Origin of the sequence: Paenibacillus sp. GCM10027630 (assembly GCF_042676305.1) — a bacterium.
Taxonomy (GTDB): domain Bacteria; phylum Bacillota; class Bacilli; order Paenibacillales; family NBRC-103111; genus Paenibacillus_S.
The window spans coordinates 18144-34704 of sequence record NZ_JBHTGY010000026.1; the positions used below are offsets into that span (position 1 = coordinate 18144).

Below are 16561 nucleotides of genomic sequence, written 5' to 3' on the forward strand. Positions count from 1 at the left end.
ACAGCCGGTGGGTGGGCAGGTGTTTATGAAGCCGACTTTTCCGGCGAAAAACAGCAGAACCGTGTAGGAGCACCAGAATTCGAAGGTGAATGCAAGATTCGATGTCGAATAAGCTTCCTGAGTTACTTCGTGATCAAAAGGGGACTTTTTGAACTACATCTTAATAGGAGTGTGACAACGAGGATGATGAACCTGTCGGTAACGGTTAACACCTGCGATTTGACGGACCGCGATTTGAAGCAAATGTGCCAATTAGGCGTCGATTATATCGATTTTGGAAAAGGATCATCCTTCAGCGGAGTGCAGGAGCAGGGCTTTCCGGATCTGGATAGGCTGCTTCAGCTCCGAAAACGGGTACGTTCGTTTGGGCTTGATATGAATCGGGTTACGTTGCCTGATTTCACTGAACGGTTCATGAACAATTTGCCAGGCTGTGAAAAGGAGCTGGAGCATTCAGCGAATGCGATCAAAGTATTTGGTGAAGCGGGCTTGCCGATTGTCCGGCAGCGGTTCTCCGGAGATACCGTGCCTGCTCTGACGGCCGGGTACAAAGCGGTGCAGCGGGGCGGAGCCATTGCGCGGGGGGAAAGCCTTGGCTTGCTAAAGGTTAATCCCGAAGTACCCGATTTGGAAGAGCGGGAGCGGTGGTGGAGCCGCTTTACAGAAGCTTTTCGCACACTGGTTCCAATAGCAGCGGATTATAATGTGAAATTAACGGTGCATCCGTCCGATACGCCAAACCATGGGACGGCTTTTGGCGGACTGGGCTTCCATCGGATTATCGATGCGTTCCCGAATGCCCACGTCGGATTCGTCTACTGCGTCGGCACGAGGGCCACAGAAGGCGGAAGCTCCTTAGTTACGGATGAAATCAATCATTACGGTCGAAGGGGGAAAATCTTTCTAGTACACCTTCGCAATATTAGGGGCAGTCTCCCTACTGCAGGAGCCTTTGAAGAAGCGCTTCTCGATGACGGAGATTTGAATGTGTTTAAAATTTTGCTGGAGCTGAGAAAGGTCGGGTACGAGGGCTGTATTAATCCCGATCATATTACTCAGTTGGAGGGCGACAGTGTCGATACAGATCAAAACTGGGCGCATTCGGGTATCGGCTGGAAGCAATCCAGCATTGGTTGGGGTTATTCCATCGGCTACACGAGAGCGCTGCTGGCTGCATTGGCAGAGTTTGAAGGCATACGGCATTGACGGACATAACAGCAAGTATGCGAGAAGGATCATAAAGGGTCAGGAGCGGTGCGGCCTATAAAAGAGGTTAGGGGAGAAAATATGGACACCAGCTTTATTCGCGGAGTTATTCCGCCTATCGTTACTCCGCTAGATAACGAGGAAAATGTAGACGAAGCGGGACTTCGCCGTGTTGTAGAGCACGTAATTGCAGGAGGTGTTCACGGCATTCTTTCGCTTGGCAGCAACGGCGAATTTTATGGTCTCGATCATGAGCAGCAGGAGCGGGCGGTTACGGTCACGGTGGATCAGGTAAAGGGTCGCGTACCGGTATATATGGGGATTGGAGCGATCTCGACCAAAGAGTGCGTGAAGCTGGTCCGGATGGGAGAGGCGCTGCACACACAGGCGATTACTATTTTGCCTCCAATGTTTCTGACGCCAACCGAGGAGGAATTGTATCAGCATTTTCGTAAGGTGGCCGAGGCGACTTCCTTGCCGGTTGTTCTGTACAACAATCCGGATCGTGTAGGAAACAACATTTCTGTCGGTTTAATGGAGCGTTTGGCTGATATTCCAAACATTGTCGGGGTTAAAGACAGCAGCGGCGATATGACATTAACAGCGGAATATATTCGCAGAACCCGGAATAAAGGCTTCAAGGTCATGGCAGGGAGAGATGTCATGATTCTGGGTTCCCTGGTTTATGGGGCAGTCGGGTGCGTAGCTTCGACTGCTAATATCGTGCCTGCTCTTGTAGTTGAGATTTACGAAAAGTTTATGGCAGGACAATTGGCGGGCGCCTTGGAAGCCCAGTTTAAGCTGGCACCCCTGCGCATGGCCTTTAATCTGGGGAGCTTCCCGGTCGTAACCAAGGATGCGATGAATCTATTGGGTATTAACGTAGGCAGTCCAATTAAGCCGAACAGCAGCTGCTCGGAGCCTAATAGGGATAAGCTCATGGATATTTTGAAACAGATGGGAGAGCTATAAGAGGTTGTTCAAAAAGCTCCTTTTGATCACTTACTATAAGGAGGTTTCAATAGTATGAAAGTAGGATTTATCGGTCTTGGTGTTATGGGTAAGCCTATGAGCAAAAACCTGATAAAAGCAGGTTACGAGCTCATCGTTCTCGACAAAAATAAATATGCCTCCGAACTGATTGCCGCAGGTGCGGCATCGGCATCGACTCCTAAAGCTGTAGCCGAGTGGGCAGACGTCGTCATCACGATGCTGCCTGACTCGCATCAAGTGCGCGAAGCCATTATAGGACCGGACGGCATCATGGAAGGCGCCAAACCGGGGACGGTTGTTATCGACATGAGCTCCATTGCCCCTCTCGTAAGCCAAGAGGTTGCCACTAAACTTGCTGAAAAAGGTATCGATATGCTTGATGCCCCTGTGAGCGGCGGCGAGCCGAAAGCGATTGAAGGGACTCTTTCGGTGATGGCCGGGGGAAAGAAGGATGTATTCAACAGATGCTATCCTGTAATGAAGGCGATGGCCGCTTCCGTTGTACTCACTGGCGACATCGGAGCGGGCAATGTAACGAAGCTGGCTAACCAAATTATTGTAGCTATTAACATTGCCGCAATGTCGGAAGCATTTGTTCTGGCCAGCAAGGCCGGTGTCGAGCCGGAGCTGGTGTATCAAGCCATTCGCGGGGGCTTGGCAGGCAGCACGGTGTTGGACGCTAAAGCGTATATGATTATGGACCGGAAGTTTGACCCGGGCTTCCGCATTAATCTGCATATAAAGGACTTAAGCAATGTGTTGGAAACCTCACGTGAAGTAGGAGTTTCGCTGCCGCTTACCGCTGCAGTAATAGAAATGATGCAAGCGCTGAAGGCAGACGGAATGGGAGATGACGATCACAGCAGCCTAATTCGCTACTATGAGAAAATGGCTAATACGGAAGTGAAGAGAAGTGGAAACATTTAACCAAAACATTAAAACAGGCCAGAACCTATACATCCAGGTTCTGGCTCTGTTTCATTTTTTTAAGAGATATACACGAATGTATCTTCATTGAAAGGGCTTCGAATAGCTTTTCTCATACGATAGAGCTAGCTGAGCAGATTCGGGACTAACCGATCCATCCCATTCATGTAGGGCCGCAGCGCCAGCGGAATCCGTATGGCCCCATCCTCCTCTTGATGATTCTCAAGCAAAGGAATTAATATGCGAGGCGATGCTACGGCCGTATTATTGAGCGTGTAACAATATTTCAGGCTGCCTTGATCATCACGGTACCGAATATTGGAGCGGCGGGCCTGAAAGTCAAGGATGTTGGACGACGAATGAGTTTCGCCGTATGCTTGACGGCTGGGCATCCAGCTTTCAAGGTCATACTGCTTGTAAGTCTTCTGCGACATGTCGCCGGTACAGACGGACATTACGCGGTATGGCAGCTCCAGCAGCTGCAAGAGCTCCTCCGCGTTTTGGGTCAGCTCCTGAAGCATCTGCTCTGACTCCTCCAGGTTAGCCCGGCACAGGATAACCTGTTCTACCTTGGCGAATTGATGTACCCGATACAGGCCATGCACATCCCTTCCAGCTGAGCCGACTTCATTGCGGAAGCACTGGGAAACGGCAGCAAGCTTGAGTGGGTGCGTTACATCTACAATCTCGTTGCTGTAAAAGGAGACGATAGGAACCTCCGATGTTCCTACAAGCCACTTGTCATCGTCAGCAATGCGGAATGTCTGCTCTTCACCTGCCGGGAAAAAACCGGTATTCATCATCGCGGCGGTGCGGACCAACAGAGGTACCTCGAGCAGAGTGAATCCTTTGCTTGTTAGTAAATCCACAGCAAGCTGCTGTACGGCGCGGTGAAGCTGCACGCCTGCCCCCTTGAGATAGTAGTTGCGTGATCCGGCTGTTTTTACGCCCCGCGGGAGATCGATGATCTGATGAAGCTCCCCAAGTGCAATATGATCCAAGGCTTCGAAGTCAAGCTGGGCAGGCTCCCCTACCCGCCGTATTTCCACATTGTCCTCGTCCGAGCGCCCGTAAGGGGTATCCGTTGAAGTGATATTAGGTACCTGCAGCAATAATGTGTGGAGCTCAGCTTCTATTTCAGACAGTTCATTCTCCAGCACAATCAGCTTCCCGTTGACTTCTCTTACTTTTGCCTTGCTTGCATCAGCCTCTTCTTGTTTTCCGTGTTTCATGAGATCGTTAGTTTCTCGGGTTAGTCGATTTCGGGCCTGCCGAAGCTGTTCGATTTCTTGCAGCAGCGAGCGTCTCCGGCCATCGGATGCAAGTAAATCCTCGATGGAAAGTGGAATTCCCTTCCGTTCTGCCGCCCTTTGTACCTCTTCCTTGTGTTCACGAATCCATTTGATGTCTAACATACCGCCACGCTCCTTTTTTAGTAAAAAAGACAAAAAGCGCCCTCATCCGTTTGGGACGAGGAGCGCTTCGGCTCGCGGTGCCACCCAACTTGATCAAACAACAAAAGTTGTCTGATCCACTTTGGTTCCGCGATAACGGGCGGGTCCGTTTAACTTAGGGAGATCCACAGTCTCCTTGACGAGAACGCCTCCGAGTTGGATGCTCTTCATAGGCAGGTTGTCATTTTTTCTTTTAAGTAGTATACCTCAGGTATGCTCAAACATTCAATGGTTTATTCAGGAGCTATGATGATAATGGAAATTTATAGAAACTATTTCAAATTCGTCTAGTCTAATACTTTATACATATATCTTTTTAAGAGGATGGTGATTCATTTGAACGGTTTGATTGCCTTCTTCATTGTTCTAACAATGGGATGGGGGACAATGACTATGCAACCGACTGATCTACCTCTCCTAACTAACTCCAACAATGAATTGCAGGCTTCGCAGCCTTCTTTGGAGCTTCAACATATCCAGGAGCAACTCCCTGCATGGACCGAGGTATATCTTCGTTTATCCGTACAGCTTATGAATAGTTACACAGAAGATGGAGCTGTTCACATGCAGGTGAGAAAGCTGAACGAGCACAGGGAGCCCCTAACCGAGGAAGAGAAATTAACGCTCCAGCAAGCCATATATGATGCTGTTGGCTATTCTTTTCTTTTACAGATTGAGTCCTTTACGATTTCTGAGCAACCTGATATAGAGGGCGTCATTTCAATGATTCGCAAGGAGGAGCGCCGAGTTCTAGTAGTGGATCAGGAAAAATACAAACCTCATGAAAACACCATGGAGGGAGTTTATTGGGTTTCTTTCGCAAATGATGCCCAATTGTACCAAAAGAATGGCAAGCAGCCACTTAAATTTGAGGACTTGAAGGAGGGTCAGAGGATTGACGGATGGAGTACAGGGCCAATAACAAGGGTACTATCCAATAATGATCCGGAACCAAGGGTATTAGTGGAATTCGCCGTGTGGGACCCGCCGTCAGCGGATCAAGCGGTGGAGTTGACCGATATTTTACATCACGATTTGAAAGGCATTGTTCAGATAAGTATCCGGTTTGGAGACGGGAAACAGGTCATTGTTAAGGATGCGGACACAGTTGGAGAAATTGTGAAGAGGCTGAAGGCAATGAAGCTTGTTAAATCCTATGATCAGCAATGGAGGGTTGGCTACTTGTATTTCATGGACTTGTATGATGGGGATAAAACTGTCCGTTACGGAAGCGGTCTACAATTAGAAGGTGTAAGGTACGATACGAACGCAGCTACAGACAGCCTGAACGAGTGGATTGTTGAGATGGCCAGGCGCATAAATCCCGACATTCTTCCCGGATATCCAGTCCAGAAATAAGCGAATTGTATGTTGCAGCACTAATCGTAACAGGCCTTCCTCCGCTACTGTGGTGATCGGCCTTTTTTCCCTACAGAAGCTTCGGATGAATTGCGTCTTCCCGGCAAATTTCGTAAAATAAATACAAGTCGTGCAAGCAGGAGGAAGACAGAAGTGGATGATCAAATAAAAAATTTATTGTTCGATGTGGATATTATTGCCCGTCTCGTAGTAGGAATTGGCGAGGCAGCGGAGATTACCGGCGTTCCGCAGAGGCAAATCCGATATTGGGAAACGAAAGGAATCATTAAATGCTTACCTGATCAGGAGGTAACAACTAGACGGTATGATTATGCGAATCTAAAAAAGATTATTCTCATCAAAGAGCTGCTGGACGATGGATTCACATTGGATGCAGCGGCACGCAAAGTTGAGGATAGAATATCCAAGATTAATGAAGCCATTGGCAAGGTTATGGAGCAGCAGCAAACCAAAGAAGGGGCCCAGTAGGATCGTATTGGAAAAGGAAGAGGCTTCGAAAAGGAAGATGAAGGCGTCCAGCTAAGCCGCCGCAAATAAGCAAGCCCGTTAGCACCGGAAATACCCACCGTAACGAGCTTGGCCAGCTTCAAGAAATGTTACGGTTATCGCAAAAAGGCAAGTTTCTTTTTTGATATGAATGCGCTATCATTTTATATAATCATAGAGGATTTCAGGTTATTTCTAGCACAAAATGACTCGCACAATTCAGTAGATCCCATTGTAATGGAAGCAGGATAAGGCTGCTACACAATTGTAGCTTTTAAGCAGAGGAAAATGCTTCGATATGTAGAATGTTAATGTAGTTAAGAACAAATTCATAAGAAAGAAGGCGATGATGATCAAGACTGTCACCGTTCAAGATTTAGTGAATCGGTTCTCACTGGAAGTGCTGGCCGGCAAGTCGGAGCTGCACCGGGTGATAACCAAGCCTAAGACACATCGTCCGGGTCTTGAGTTTGTCGGATATTTCGATTTTTTCCCGCAGGCGCATGTGCAGGTTTTGGGGAGGAAGGAAATCACTTATCTGCATAAGCATAGCGAAGAAGAACGAAATTTGAGTATTGGCAACATTGTGAAATACCATCCCCCTTGCTTCGTCGTAACGCGTAACCAGGAGGGGCTTAAATATTTGAAAAAGTATTGCGAAGAAGAGGGTATACCTCTGTTAAGAACTCCCGAGCCGACCTCCAAGTTTTCGGATCTGATGGATAATTACTTGGCTAAAGCATTAGCGTCGGAGATCACTATCCATGGTGTATGCGTCAACGTGTCCGGCATCGGGATTATACTTCGCGGCAAATCGGGCGTTGGCAAGAGCGAGACTGCGCATACTTTGATTCGCCGCGGGCATCGGCTTGTAGCTGACGACATCGTGGTGCTGAAAAAAACGAGTCCCGAAACGATCATAGGCTCGCATAACGGCAAAAGCAAAGAGTTTCTGGCTCTTCGCAGTATCGGACTTATCAATGTATCCCGGTTGTATGGAAGAAGAGCGTTTCAAGATGAAACCCGCATCGTTCTCGATATCGAGTTGACCAAATGGCAGGAGAACGATTTGAATAATGATTTGGAGCTGGAGCCGAAGTTTACCGATTATCTGGACGTTCGCATTCCGCATATAGAAATCCAGCTTCAACCCGGAAGAGATGTGGCGGGACTTGTGGAGGCGGCTGCGAATAACTGGTATTTGAAGCAGCAGGGCTACAGCGCAGTTGAGGATTTTATGAAACGATTGGAAAGTGATTAGGCTGCTAGCGGAAGAAAGCTGGAATTAAGAGGAGATTCGTGTAAAACTCCGGGATAACGAGATAATGAAGTGTGTCGTATAATCCTTGTGCTGTACCCGCTTTCTAAGGACCTTTCTCTTGTTCGACAGAATCATCTTCGAGGAGTAATATCTGTAGATGAGTATATGTTGGGGATATAAGGAGACGAGGCGGTTCATGGTACGGTCATATATACTCCTGCTTTTTTGTGTCTGCTGTTGGGGGAGCAATTTTGTATTCGGTTCCATATTGGTTAATGAATTTCCGCCTATTCTTCTCTCTGCGATTCGGCTGTCGGCAACCTCATTATTTCTGATTGGATACGGATGGAGCTTTAAAAAGCTCGGTCATTTAACACGCAGAGACTTTCTGCTGCTCGTTCCGCTTGGTTTTGTGGGAACGCTGATTAATCAAGCTGCTTTTTTCACAGGACTGGAAACAGTCGATGCGACTACGGCGTCGCTGATACTCTCGCTTGCGCCGATTACTGTTGCTGTGCTGGCCGCGGTGTTTCTGAAGGAAACCATTACGAGAAAGATGGTAATCGGATCGGTTATAGCTATGGTCGGTATTTTCTTTGTAGTCGGTAAATCCGGGGGCATCAAGCCCTCAATCGGGATGCTGTACATTGTATTGGCTATGATTTCCTTTGCTATCTCGATTATTATTATGCGCAAGTTGACAGAACGGATCGATCCATTGACAGCTACCGTATATTCCACATTAATTGGCTCAGGTATGGTTATACCCGTTGCTTTGATTAAGGAGCCCATCACTCACGTGAGCTCTCATCCGTGGGCTTGGGTGCTGCTGTTTGTAACGGCCATCCTTATGCAGGGTCTGTGCGGCCTTATTTGGAATGTTCAGCTTAAACGAATAGGAGCGGGGAAGGCATCGGTTTTCCTAAACCTGCAGCCCTTTGTTGCTATGGTCGTCGGTTTCCTGCTTCTGGGCACACCGGTGACAATAGTTCAAATAGTCGGCTCTATGCTGATAGTGGGGGGCGTCGTGCTGGCGACAGGACTGAAAAAAGGGAAGCCAGAAGAAAGCGGCAAGCCTGTGACCGCAACCGGTATTTTACAGAAGGTGCCGAAAGTGAATGGATAAATGGATGGAGACACTGCGTGCGTTATTCGCGGTGTCTTATTTGCATACAAAACGCGCTTCGAATCATCGGTCGGTCCATAGGAGCCGAAGGTCGAACAAACGGTGTATGAAGCATGAGCATAGAGGAGTGGTAGCTTGAATAATGGATATGACATCATTATCGTAGGAGCCGGGAGCTTCGGCATGAACGCTGGTTACTTTACTGCCAAGTCAGGTCTGCGGGTGCTTCTGATCGACGCTCATAATCCTCCGCATGAGCAAGGCAGCCATCATGGAGGAACACGTATTTACCGCTCCGCCTATACCATGGGGCCAGCCTATGCGGAACTCGCTTTGCGAGCGGGTGAGCTCTGGTCGGAGCTTGCGGAGGAGGCGAAAGAATGGGCTAGCAGCCATTATAGCGGTATGACGGATGCGGATGCGGAAATTTTCAAAAAGACGGGAGTAGTGAGTATAGGGGATACGAATTCCAGTTTTTTGCAATCGAAGCAGGATAGCTGTATGGAGTTCGGTATTCCTTACGAGCGTTTGAAGCCTAAGGAATTGATGGACAGGTGGCCTGGCTTCTGCATCCCGGAGTATACGGAAGGCTTGTACGAGCCGCAGGCTGGAGTGTTATTCAGCGAGAACATTATCCGTGTTTATCGGAAATTGGCCGAACGCTGCGGAGCCGACTTTCGAACCAATGAACGGGTGGAGTCCATCGTGTCCGGTTCGGCGCAGCAAATGGTTCGCACTTCAGCAGGAACCTATTATGCTGATCGTGTGCTTGTCTGCGGAGGAGCCTTCTCAGCCGCACTGCTGCCTGAGCTGAAGCAGCTGGTACGCCCTGTGAGAAAAGCTATAGGCTGGTTTGAAGCACCTACAAGCTTATATGGTAGCGAGGTCTTCCCGGCTTTTATTGTTAATAAAGGCGGAACGGAAGAATATTACGGTTTCCCTGATCTTGACGGCAGAGGGGTAAAGGTAGGGAGGCATGATGGAGGCGAAACGGTGCTTCCAGGGGCAGAGCTTCATCCGTTCGGAATCCATCCTGAAGATGAAGAGGATTTGCAAAGCTTTTTGAACCTGTACTTGCCGAAGGTGGGAAGCTTATCCAAGGGGGGAACCTGCTTATATGAGAACGCTCCGGGTGAACATTTCTTGATAGGGGAGCTCCCGGAGCGTCCGGGCATCTGGTTTGCTGGCGGCGGATCAGGCCATGGCTTTAAATTCAGCAGCTCGATCGGTGAAGCTTTGAGCCAACTGCTGGCAGTGGGACGGAGCTACTGTGATTTGTCTTCCTTTGCATTTCAACGGTCGTTATAATGTAACGGCCGGTTAGGATCACAGGTTCCTAACGCTGCTAACTAACAGAGGTTTCCGTTTGCGTCAGCAGCTCGTCAAGCGTTTCCGCAACCTCCTTTAGTACTGGAAGAACAGGTACAAGACCGGCTGCGGGTATGCTGGTTAACAATGCAGCCAGTATTTCATCCTTGGAGGCCCCTGCTTTAATGGCTAAAGGCAGGTGGGATTTAATGGCGGGAGCGTAGCCAAGAGCGGCCAAGTTGGAAATATAAATGAGCTGCTGTGTTTTTGGATCTAATGCCGATTGGGCAATGACAGAGCGGTGCAGGCTGCGGAATTGATCGGCAACCTCAGGGAATTGCTCAGCAAAAAATTCGAAATCGGGGTTTTTCATAGGCATATAAGCTCCTCTCACAATAATTGAAATATTTCCCACAATAATAATTGTAATACTTTATCAATTTAGGTCAATATGTTACAATTTAAATATTATAATTACATTTTCTAATTCAAATAATGAGGAGTGAAGTTATGCTGAATGCAGCTGTTGAAGCACATTCTTTTATATTGAATGCGGGTAAGCTGCCTACCGAGAAGGGAGAGGCTCTGTACATACGGGGGGAAGTTAGATTTCAGCAAGAGCCAGGCGATGATTCGTTGTCACCCAAGCCGGTACTTCTTATAAGCCACGGGTTTAAAGGGTTTAAGGATTGGGGCTTTTTTCCTTACGCGGCTTCACAGTTTGCCGAGCGAGGTTTCTTTGTTGTAACGTTTAATTTCTCGTGCAACGGAGTTAATGAGACTGATTTTGACGAACTGGATAAATTTTCTTTCAACACTTATTCCCGTGAACAGGCCGACTTGAGCCTTCTTCTTCAAGCGCTATTGGATAAGCAGCTGCCGGAAGGGGAGCGAGCGGATTTACAGCGTATTTATTTGCTTGGGCACAGCCGTGGAGGAGGGAACAGCATTCTCTTTGCGAGCGAGCATCCTGAAGTTAAGGCGGTAGTCACCTGGAATGGCAATGCTAATCCAGATTTATTTGATGATGCCTTCAAGGCTGTCATTGCGGAGCATGGTGTCGCTTATGTAGCTAATGCGAGGACGAAGCAGCAGATGCCGATCCGGCGTGGCTTTTATGAGGATTTGGCTGAGCATCGGTCACGCTATCATATTCCTGAAAGGCTATCAGCGTTGGGCATCCCTGTTTTGCAGCTTCAGGGAAACAGGGATTCCGATAGGCTTCAGGCCGGCTTTGAAACGCTGCGGCAAGCTGCTCCCCAGCATCGTTGCGTTACGATTGCCGAGGGAACGCATACGTTCGGCGCTGTGCATCCTTTTGTCGGAACGACTGATCAATTGGAGGAAGCTATTCAGCTCACGGCAGATTTCTTGAAAGACCTTCCCCCTACTGCCGACTAGTGGCAGCATATAGCATCGTGAGTTTAATCTCGCCTCTTAGGGGGCGGGATTGTTTGCACATCTCGAGGATAAACAAGGGCACTTGGTTGATTAAATGTCCCGCGGCGGTTACAGTAAATGCAGATAGACCCAAAAGAAATTTGATAAAAAGGGGGATTATTTATGAAGCGGCCCATACTTTCTATTCCGAAAACTAACCTGGAGGTATTGCATGATGTTATTTCAATTGCTGTGATCCTATCGTCCATAGCTTACTTATTCGTAGAGTGGCCGAAGCTGCCTGCCCAAATACCGACTCATTTTAACGGTTCCGGGAAGGTAGATGGCTGGGGAGGGAAAGGGACTTTATTTATACTGCCAATTATTTCTATAGTTATCTATATTGGACTCACAGTTTTAAGTAAATTTCCTCATTCTTTTAATTATCTCAGTGAGATCACAGAAAGCAATGCCCAAAGGCAATATACAAACGCAAAAATGCTGCTGAGCTGGTTAAAGGTAGAGATTGCAGTCTTGTTCAGTTACTTATTGTGGAAATCGGTAGAAGTGGCAGCAGACAAGATAAACGATCTTGGAGTCTTTATCTATGTCATTCTAGCCCTCGTTGTGCTAACTATTATTTTCTATATCTATCGAACCATAAAATTAAAATGATGCACAAGGGCAAGCTAGGACTTAATTCCGCTCCTATCAACTCGAAATTCACATTCGCTTCGCACATAATAAATTCCATTTATTTTGACGCTGACGGGCGTAATTCGCTCAATAGTACCGCCATCCTCAACTCTGACAGGAATATCATCAGCCGTGCGCTCCCAAACGGACACTTGCAGCTGGAACAAGGCTGCAGCGAATAGCTCTGTATCGGAGCAAAGAGCTTTTGATTCTGACATGTTTAGTCACCTCATCCAACATTATTCGACGTAATAGATAGGATACCTTCAGTGAAGGGTGCTACATGATAGGGCAGATTATTTATCCACATGGATATCCACATTATCAACATAGCACCATCCTTTATTGTGCATATCTTTGAAAATATTATCAACATATCCACAGTTGTAGTTATCCACAAGCTATTGACGAGAAGGCAAGCATTACAGGCTTAAATGCCGTCTATAGTTTACATACGATCCGGGGCCGGTAAACCAAGAACATTCAGAGCATCACCTAGTGTTTGTTTGAATATTGAGGTGAGCCACACGCGGAATTTCTTCCTCTCATCATCCGCTTTAAGAATCGGACAGACAGCATAAAAGTTGTTAAACAGCGTTGCCAGATCGAATGCATAGCTGCAGATCGAATTTGGCGTCAGCTCGCGGCTGGCGGCAATTAATGTATCTTGCCAATTGGCAAGATGTCTAAGCAGAGCATATTCTGCTTTCTCCATCTCAGGGAAGTCCCCGGGCACGGCCGGTACGATATGCAGCTCTTGCTCCGCTTTGTTGATAAGACTGACGGCACGTGCATACGAATACATTAAATATACGCCTGAATTACCCGATATTTCAGTAGCCTGCTGCAGATCAAATACCACCTCGGTGTGCAGGTTAAAACGAAGCAAGTAGTACCGAATCGCCGCGGCTGCGATGGTCCTGCTGGAGATGCCGGTTTTATCCGAGCGCTTCTCTTCCACAACGCCTTCCATCAAATCAAGCAGATGGGAGATTTTGATGCCAATTCCTTGCCGCCCGGACATGGCGTACGATGTTTTCTTGTCTGTTGTATCGATGCCTAGCTCTGCGGCCGATCCAGGACTTAGGGAAACAACTCCATAGCTGACATGACGCAGCTGGGCTGCTTGTTCGGAGTAGCCTAATGCCTCAAGAGCCTGCTTGACCATCATTTGCGGATATTCCTGCCTATGATCAATTACGTTGATCACAAGATCGGCGTTACCGAATGCTTCCTTCGAGCCTGCTGTATAGGTTGTCCACAAGCCCTCGCTAAACTTTTTGTACCTAAAATCTTTTTCCAGCAGCCCGAACTTCCATAAGTGATAAGCGATATCTTTGGCAGTGTAGGTCAAGATGCCGTTAGAACGGACTAGAACTTTATCCGCGCTATGCTCCGACTCCTCCTCTTCTCCTGTAGAAGACGGTTGTTTTAACACCCAGCAGCCCGCCAATTTCCCTTCCGATTCTTCATAAAAAAGTGAGGTTTGCTGCAAAAGCGCAAACGCGGATGACCAGAATCCTTCTCTGACAATGTTGCTTTCCCATACTAACAAATCATAATCAATTCCGAATGGCTTCATTTCCTCAATATGCTCGCGGACAATTCGTTCCGCTACCAGCATGCCGACCCATGCTAAATTGTTGTTGCCTTCCTCCAGATTGTGGAGCACATGTGCGCGTTGTTCCGTCAGCTTCGAGTTAGCTTGGTATTCTTTATTAATCGCAGAATAAATATCCCAGCAATAATCGCCGAAACGGACATGCTCCTTTTGCAGCGGAGTATGAAGAAGGCCGACAACCGTATCCGCTAGCTGATTGCCAAGGTCATCGATGTAGTTATGAACCTCGACCTGATAGCCGACTCTTTGCAGCAGCCTCACCAATGTATCGCCAATACAGGAATTTCTTAAATGCCCGATATGCGCCGATTTATTCGGATTAATGGATGTATGTTCAATGACGACTTTAAGTCCGGGGGACACTTCAGCTGCGGCAAGGGGATGGTGTGCCCACTGCTTCCAGCTTATAAACAGGTTGATAAATCCGGGCGGGACTATCTCGATTTTATACACCCTGTTTTCAATGAAACCGTCCTGCTCCAGCCTTGCTTGCAGGAGCTGTGCTATATGCATCGGGGGCTTGCGCAGTACCTTCGCCAGCTGCATAGCTATGTTGGTGGAGTAATCGCCATGCTCGATATGGGATGGTTGTTCAATGATAACTTTGATGGGTGAAGCTTGTGGAAGATCGAGCTCATCCAACAGCTTGGTTACCGCCGCTTCAATATGAGTAGCTAACAGTTGATTTAACATAATACCCCTCCTGAATAATAGTCTTTTTAACGCAAAAAAGCCCTCATCTCTAATAAGAGACGAAGGCTTACAGCACTCGCGGTACCACTCTTGTTGTTAAACCGAGGTTTAACCACTCCAAAGATAACGGTCTTAGCCGGATCTTCCTACTTACCGTTCAGAAGATCATCTCATGGGTCCGTTTCATTAATGACTCCGTACCGGCTCTCACTATCCCGGCTCGCTTGAACTATTGTCAATAATTACTGTCCCAATCATCGAAGGATTATGAAATTTTATGGCTCGAATAAAAAAGCTTTTTATCAGTATACCCGCATTTCAGAAAAAATCAACCGTGATTTTACCTAAATTTGGCTATATGGGTCTGGTTTCTTCCCGATTGCTTAGCCTTATACAAGGCTTGGTCGGCCATATGGATCAGCTCTTCTGCAGACGCGGAGTGTGAAGGATAGTGTGCGATACCCTGTGAGACCGTAATAGGATGGCCGATAGGATGGATATTTTTTTCCAACGTATGGCGAATTCGTTCTGCCACAAGAAAAGCCTCATCAATAGCGGCATGCGATATAAGGGCAATAAATTCTTCACCTCCGAAACGACAGCATACATCACCCGGCCGTACTGTGGAAGTAATAATTTGTGCAAAATGCTTTAATACTTCGTCCCCGGCTTGATGACCGTAGGTGTCATTAATGGATTTAAATCTATCAATATCCATAATAATTATAGAGAAAGGGGTCTGCTCCTCCATCCATTGATGCATGATGATTTCGAGCGTTCTTCGGTTTGTTAACCCGGTTAATGGATCTGTCATCGCCTCATGCGTCAATTGGTCCGTCTGTTTTTTTATATCCGATAAAGCATACCTAATTGATTTTGTTAACAAATCCGCCTCTCTATTCCAATGGTGTTTTATTTCAGGGACTTCGACTTTTTCTCTACCGATTTTGCTCACGAGGTCAGCCAAGCCTACGAAGGGTTTGGCCAGCTTGCGTGCAAAGCCTATGACTACTAGCAGCAATATTAAAAAAGGAAGCATCATATACAAAAGAACGGCATTGATATGATGTTTCAGTTGGTCATATACGACGTTGATAGGCGACACCACAACTACGCCCCAGTCGTTTTCCGGAACCTTCACGTATCCTGCCAGCAACGTTTCTCCATGTAAGTTGACCATTTGTTCGTGTCCGCTTTGACCCTGAATAAGCTTCCGAACGACTTGGTTGGCGCTAATATCCTCGCCTATCCGATTCGTGTCGCGATGGAACAATATACGACCGTCGGATTGCACGATATAAAAATAAGAACCTATTTTATCGGTTGGGTTGCTCCCGAAAATCATATTCAAAATATTGTCCTCTTGAAGATAAATAGTTCCACCAATATATCCCCGGTAAGTACCGTTCATATCATATATGGGCTCGCTCATAAATACGAGAAGACGTCCGGTAGTTGTGGCTATGTAAGGCTTGGAAAGGTAGGGCTTGTGTAACTCCAATGCGGTTTTCGCCTCTTCTGTTGTTATATATTTGCCTGCAGTACCGATGGATTTCGGAGACACACTTCGAACAAGTCCCGTTTCATCTACCAGGGCAATGGAATTAAAATAGTTGCTGCTATAACGTATCAATTCCAGATTAGAATAGACTTCATCTGCGTTCATCAAGTTTATATTTGAAAAGATTATTGCGGATTTGTGCAGGCTGCTCCTCATGGATTTAAACAAAGAATCTATCGTCTGACTCATTTTGCTTGCGTTTGTAAGATTCAAAGTGAGCGTAGTATCTATTAGTGATTTTTTGCTTGATTGATAGGATGCTATGAGAAGAATGGTTAAAGTCAAAAGGACAGACAGGGAGACCAAGCCTGTTAAAAGTGTGGCAAGGCTAATCTTTTTCTGTTGAGTTGCTTTTATTTCGTGCAGCATAGGTATCAAATGTCAAATGCTCCCTTGTGTTGAGTTTAGATTACAGCACATAACCAATAAAACCCCATTGTAGCATATATTGGGGCTATTTATAGATTAA

Annotated in this window: 15 protein-coding genes and 1 other annotated feature; of the genes, 10 read left to right on the plus strand and 5 right to left on the minus strand. The window is 47.0% G+C overall.

Annotated elements, in window-relative coordinates:
* Window positions 1-183: 183 nt before the first annotated feature.
* From ACFQ0C_RS11840 to garR, 3 genes are all read left to right on the plus strand, one after another.
* Window positions 184-1206, plus strand: coding sequence for a mannonate dehydratase (locus ACFQ0C_RS11840; RefSeq protein WP_379366941.1), 1023 nt, complete (start codon window positions 184-186; stop codon window positions 1204-1206).
* 81 nt (window positions 1207-1287) lie between these two features.
* The gene (dapA, locus tag ACFQ0C_RS11845; RefSeq protein ID WP_379366943.1) at window positions 1288-2178 is read left to right on the plus strand and encodes a 4-hydroxy-tetrahydrodipicolinate synthase; all 891 of its coding nucleotides are present in this window, start codon (window positions 1288-1290) and stop codon (window positions 2176-2178) included.
* Window positions 2179-2232: 54 nt separating this feature from the next.
* Window positions 2233-3126: a 2-hydroxy-3-oxopropionate reductase gene (garR, locus tag ACFQ0C_RS11850; protein ID WP_379366945.1), complete on the plus strand. Its 894-nt coding sequence runs from the start codon at window positions 2233-2235 to the stop codon at window positions 3124-3126.
* 125 nt (window positions 3127-3251) lie between these two features.
* On the opposite strand, the gene serS is transcribed toward garR, so the two are convergent.
* Window positions 3252-4541, minus strand: coding sequence for a serine--tRNA ligase (serS, locus tag ACFQ0C_RS11855; RefSeq protein WP_379366947.1), 1290 nt, complete (start codon window positions 4539-4541; stop codon window positions 3252-3254).
* A gap of 426 nt (window positions 4542-4967) precedes the next feature.
* Between serS and ACFQ0C_RS11860 the strand changes: the two genes are divergently transcribed.
* From ACFQ0C_RS11860 to solA, 5 genes are all read left to right on the plus strand, one after another.
* Window positions 4968-5939, plus strand: coding sequence for a hypothetical protein (locus ACFQ0C_RS11860; protein WP_379366949.1), 972 nt, complete (start codon window positions 4968-4970; stop codon window positions 5937-5939).
* A 153-nt stretch (window positions 5940-6092) separates the two neighbouring features.
* The gene (locus ACFQ0C_RS11865; RefSeq protein ID WP_258215855.1) at window positions 6093-6428 is read left to right on the plus strand and encodes a MerR family transcriptional regulator; all 336 of its coding nucleotides are present in this window, start codon (window positions 6093-6095) and stop codon (window positions 6426-6428) included.
* A gap of 370 nt (window positions 6429-6798) precedes the next feature.
* A complete protein-coding gene (gene hprK / locus ACFQ0C_RS11870; protein WP_258215969.1) occupies window positions 6799-7707 on the plus strand; it encodes an HPr(Ser) kinase/phosphatase in 909 nt (302 codons plus the stop codon).
* A 196-nt stretch (window positions 7708-7903) separates the two neighbouring features.
* On the plus strand, window positions 7904-8833 hold the full coding sequence (locus ACFQ0C_RS11875; RefSeq protein WP_379366951.1) for a DMT family transporter: 930 nt from the start codon (window positions 7904-7906) through the stop codon (window positions 8831-8833).
* A gap of 135 nt (window positions 8834-8968) precedes the next feature.
* Window positions 8969-10141 carry an N-methyl-L-tryptophan oxidase gene (gene solA, locus ACFQ0C_RS11880; protein ID WP_379366953.1) on the plus strand — a complete coding sequence of 391 codons (1173 nt, stop codon included), beginning with the start codon at window positions 8969-8971 and terminating at the stop codon, window positions 10139-10141.
* A gap of 37 nt (window positions 10142-10178) precedes the next feature.
* Here the strand turns inward: solA and ACFQ0C_RS11885 are convergent, their stop codons facing one another.
* On the minus strand, window positions 10179-10514 hold the full coding sequence (locus tag ACFQ0C_RS11885) for a carboxymuconolactone decarboxylase family protein (protein WP_379366954.1): 336 nt from the start codon (window positions 10512-10514) through the stop codon (window positions 10179-10181).
* A 137-nt stretch (window positions 10515-10651) separates the two neighbouring features.
* Here ACFQ0C_RS11885 and ACFQ0C_RS11890 point away from each other — a divergent pair, with 137 nt between their 5' ends.
* Together ACFQ0C_RS11890 and ACFQ0C_RS11895 are read left to right on the plus strand one after the other, a co-directional pair.
* The gene (locus ACFQ0C_RS11890; RefSeq protein ID WP_379366955.1) at window positions 10652-11542 is read left to right on the plus strand and encodes an alpha/beta hydrolase family protein; all 891 of its coding nucleotides are present in this window, start codon (window positions 10652-10654) and stop codon (window positions 11540-11542) included.
* 162 nt (window positions 11543-11704) lie between these two features.
* Entirely contained in the window at window positions 11705-12196 is a 492-nt protein-coding gene (locus tag ACFQ0C_RS11895; RefSeq protein ID WP_379366957.1) for a DUF1648 domain-containing protein, read from the plus strand.
* 14 nt (window positions 12197-12210) lie between these two features.
* On the opposite strand, the gene ACFQ0C_RS11900 is transcribed toward ACFQ0C_RS11895, so the two are convergent.
* From ACFQ0C_RS11900 to ACFQ0C_RS11910, 3 genes are all read right to left on the minus strand, one after another.
* The gene (locus ACFQ0C_RS11900; RefSeq protein WP_379366959.1) at window positions 12211-12435 is read right to left on the minus strand and encodes a hypothetical protein; all 225 of its coding nucleotides are present in this window, start codon (window positions 12433-12435) and stop codon (window positions 12211-12213) included.
* A 230-nt stretch (window positions 12436-12665) separates the two neighbouring features.
* A complete protein-coding gene (locus ACFQ0C_RS11905; RefSeq protein ID WP_379366961.1) occupies window positions 12666-14531 on the minus strand; it encodes an arginine--tRNA ligase in 1866 nt (621 codons plus the stop codon).
* Between the two features lie 52 nt (window positions 14532-14583).
* Window positions 14584-14798: a binding site (T-box leader), on the minus strand.
* Between the two features lie 73 nt (window positions 14799-14871).
* Complete coding sequence (locus ACFQ0C_RS11910) at window positions 14872-16461, minus strand: sensor domain-containing diguanylate cyclase (protein ID WP_379367321.1); 1590 nt, start codon at window positions 16459-16461, stop codon at window positions 14872-14874.
* Window positions 16462-16561: the final 100 nt, after the last annotated feature.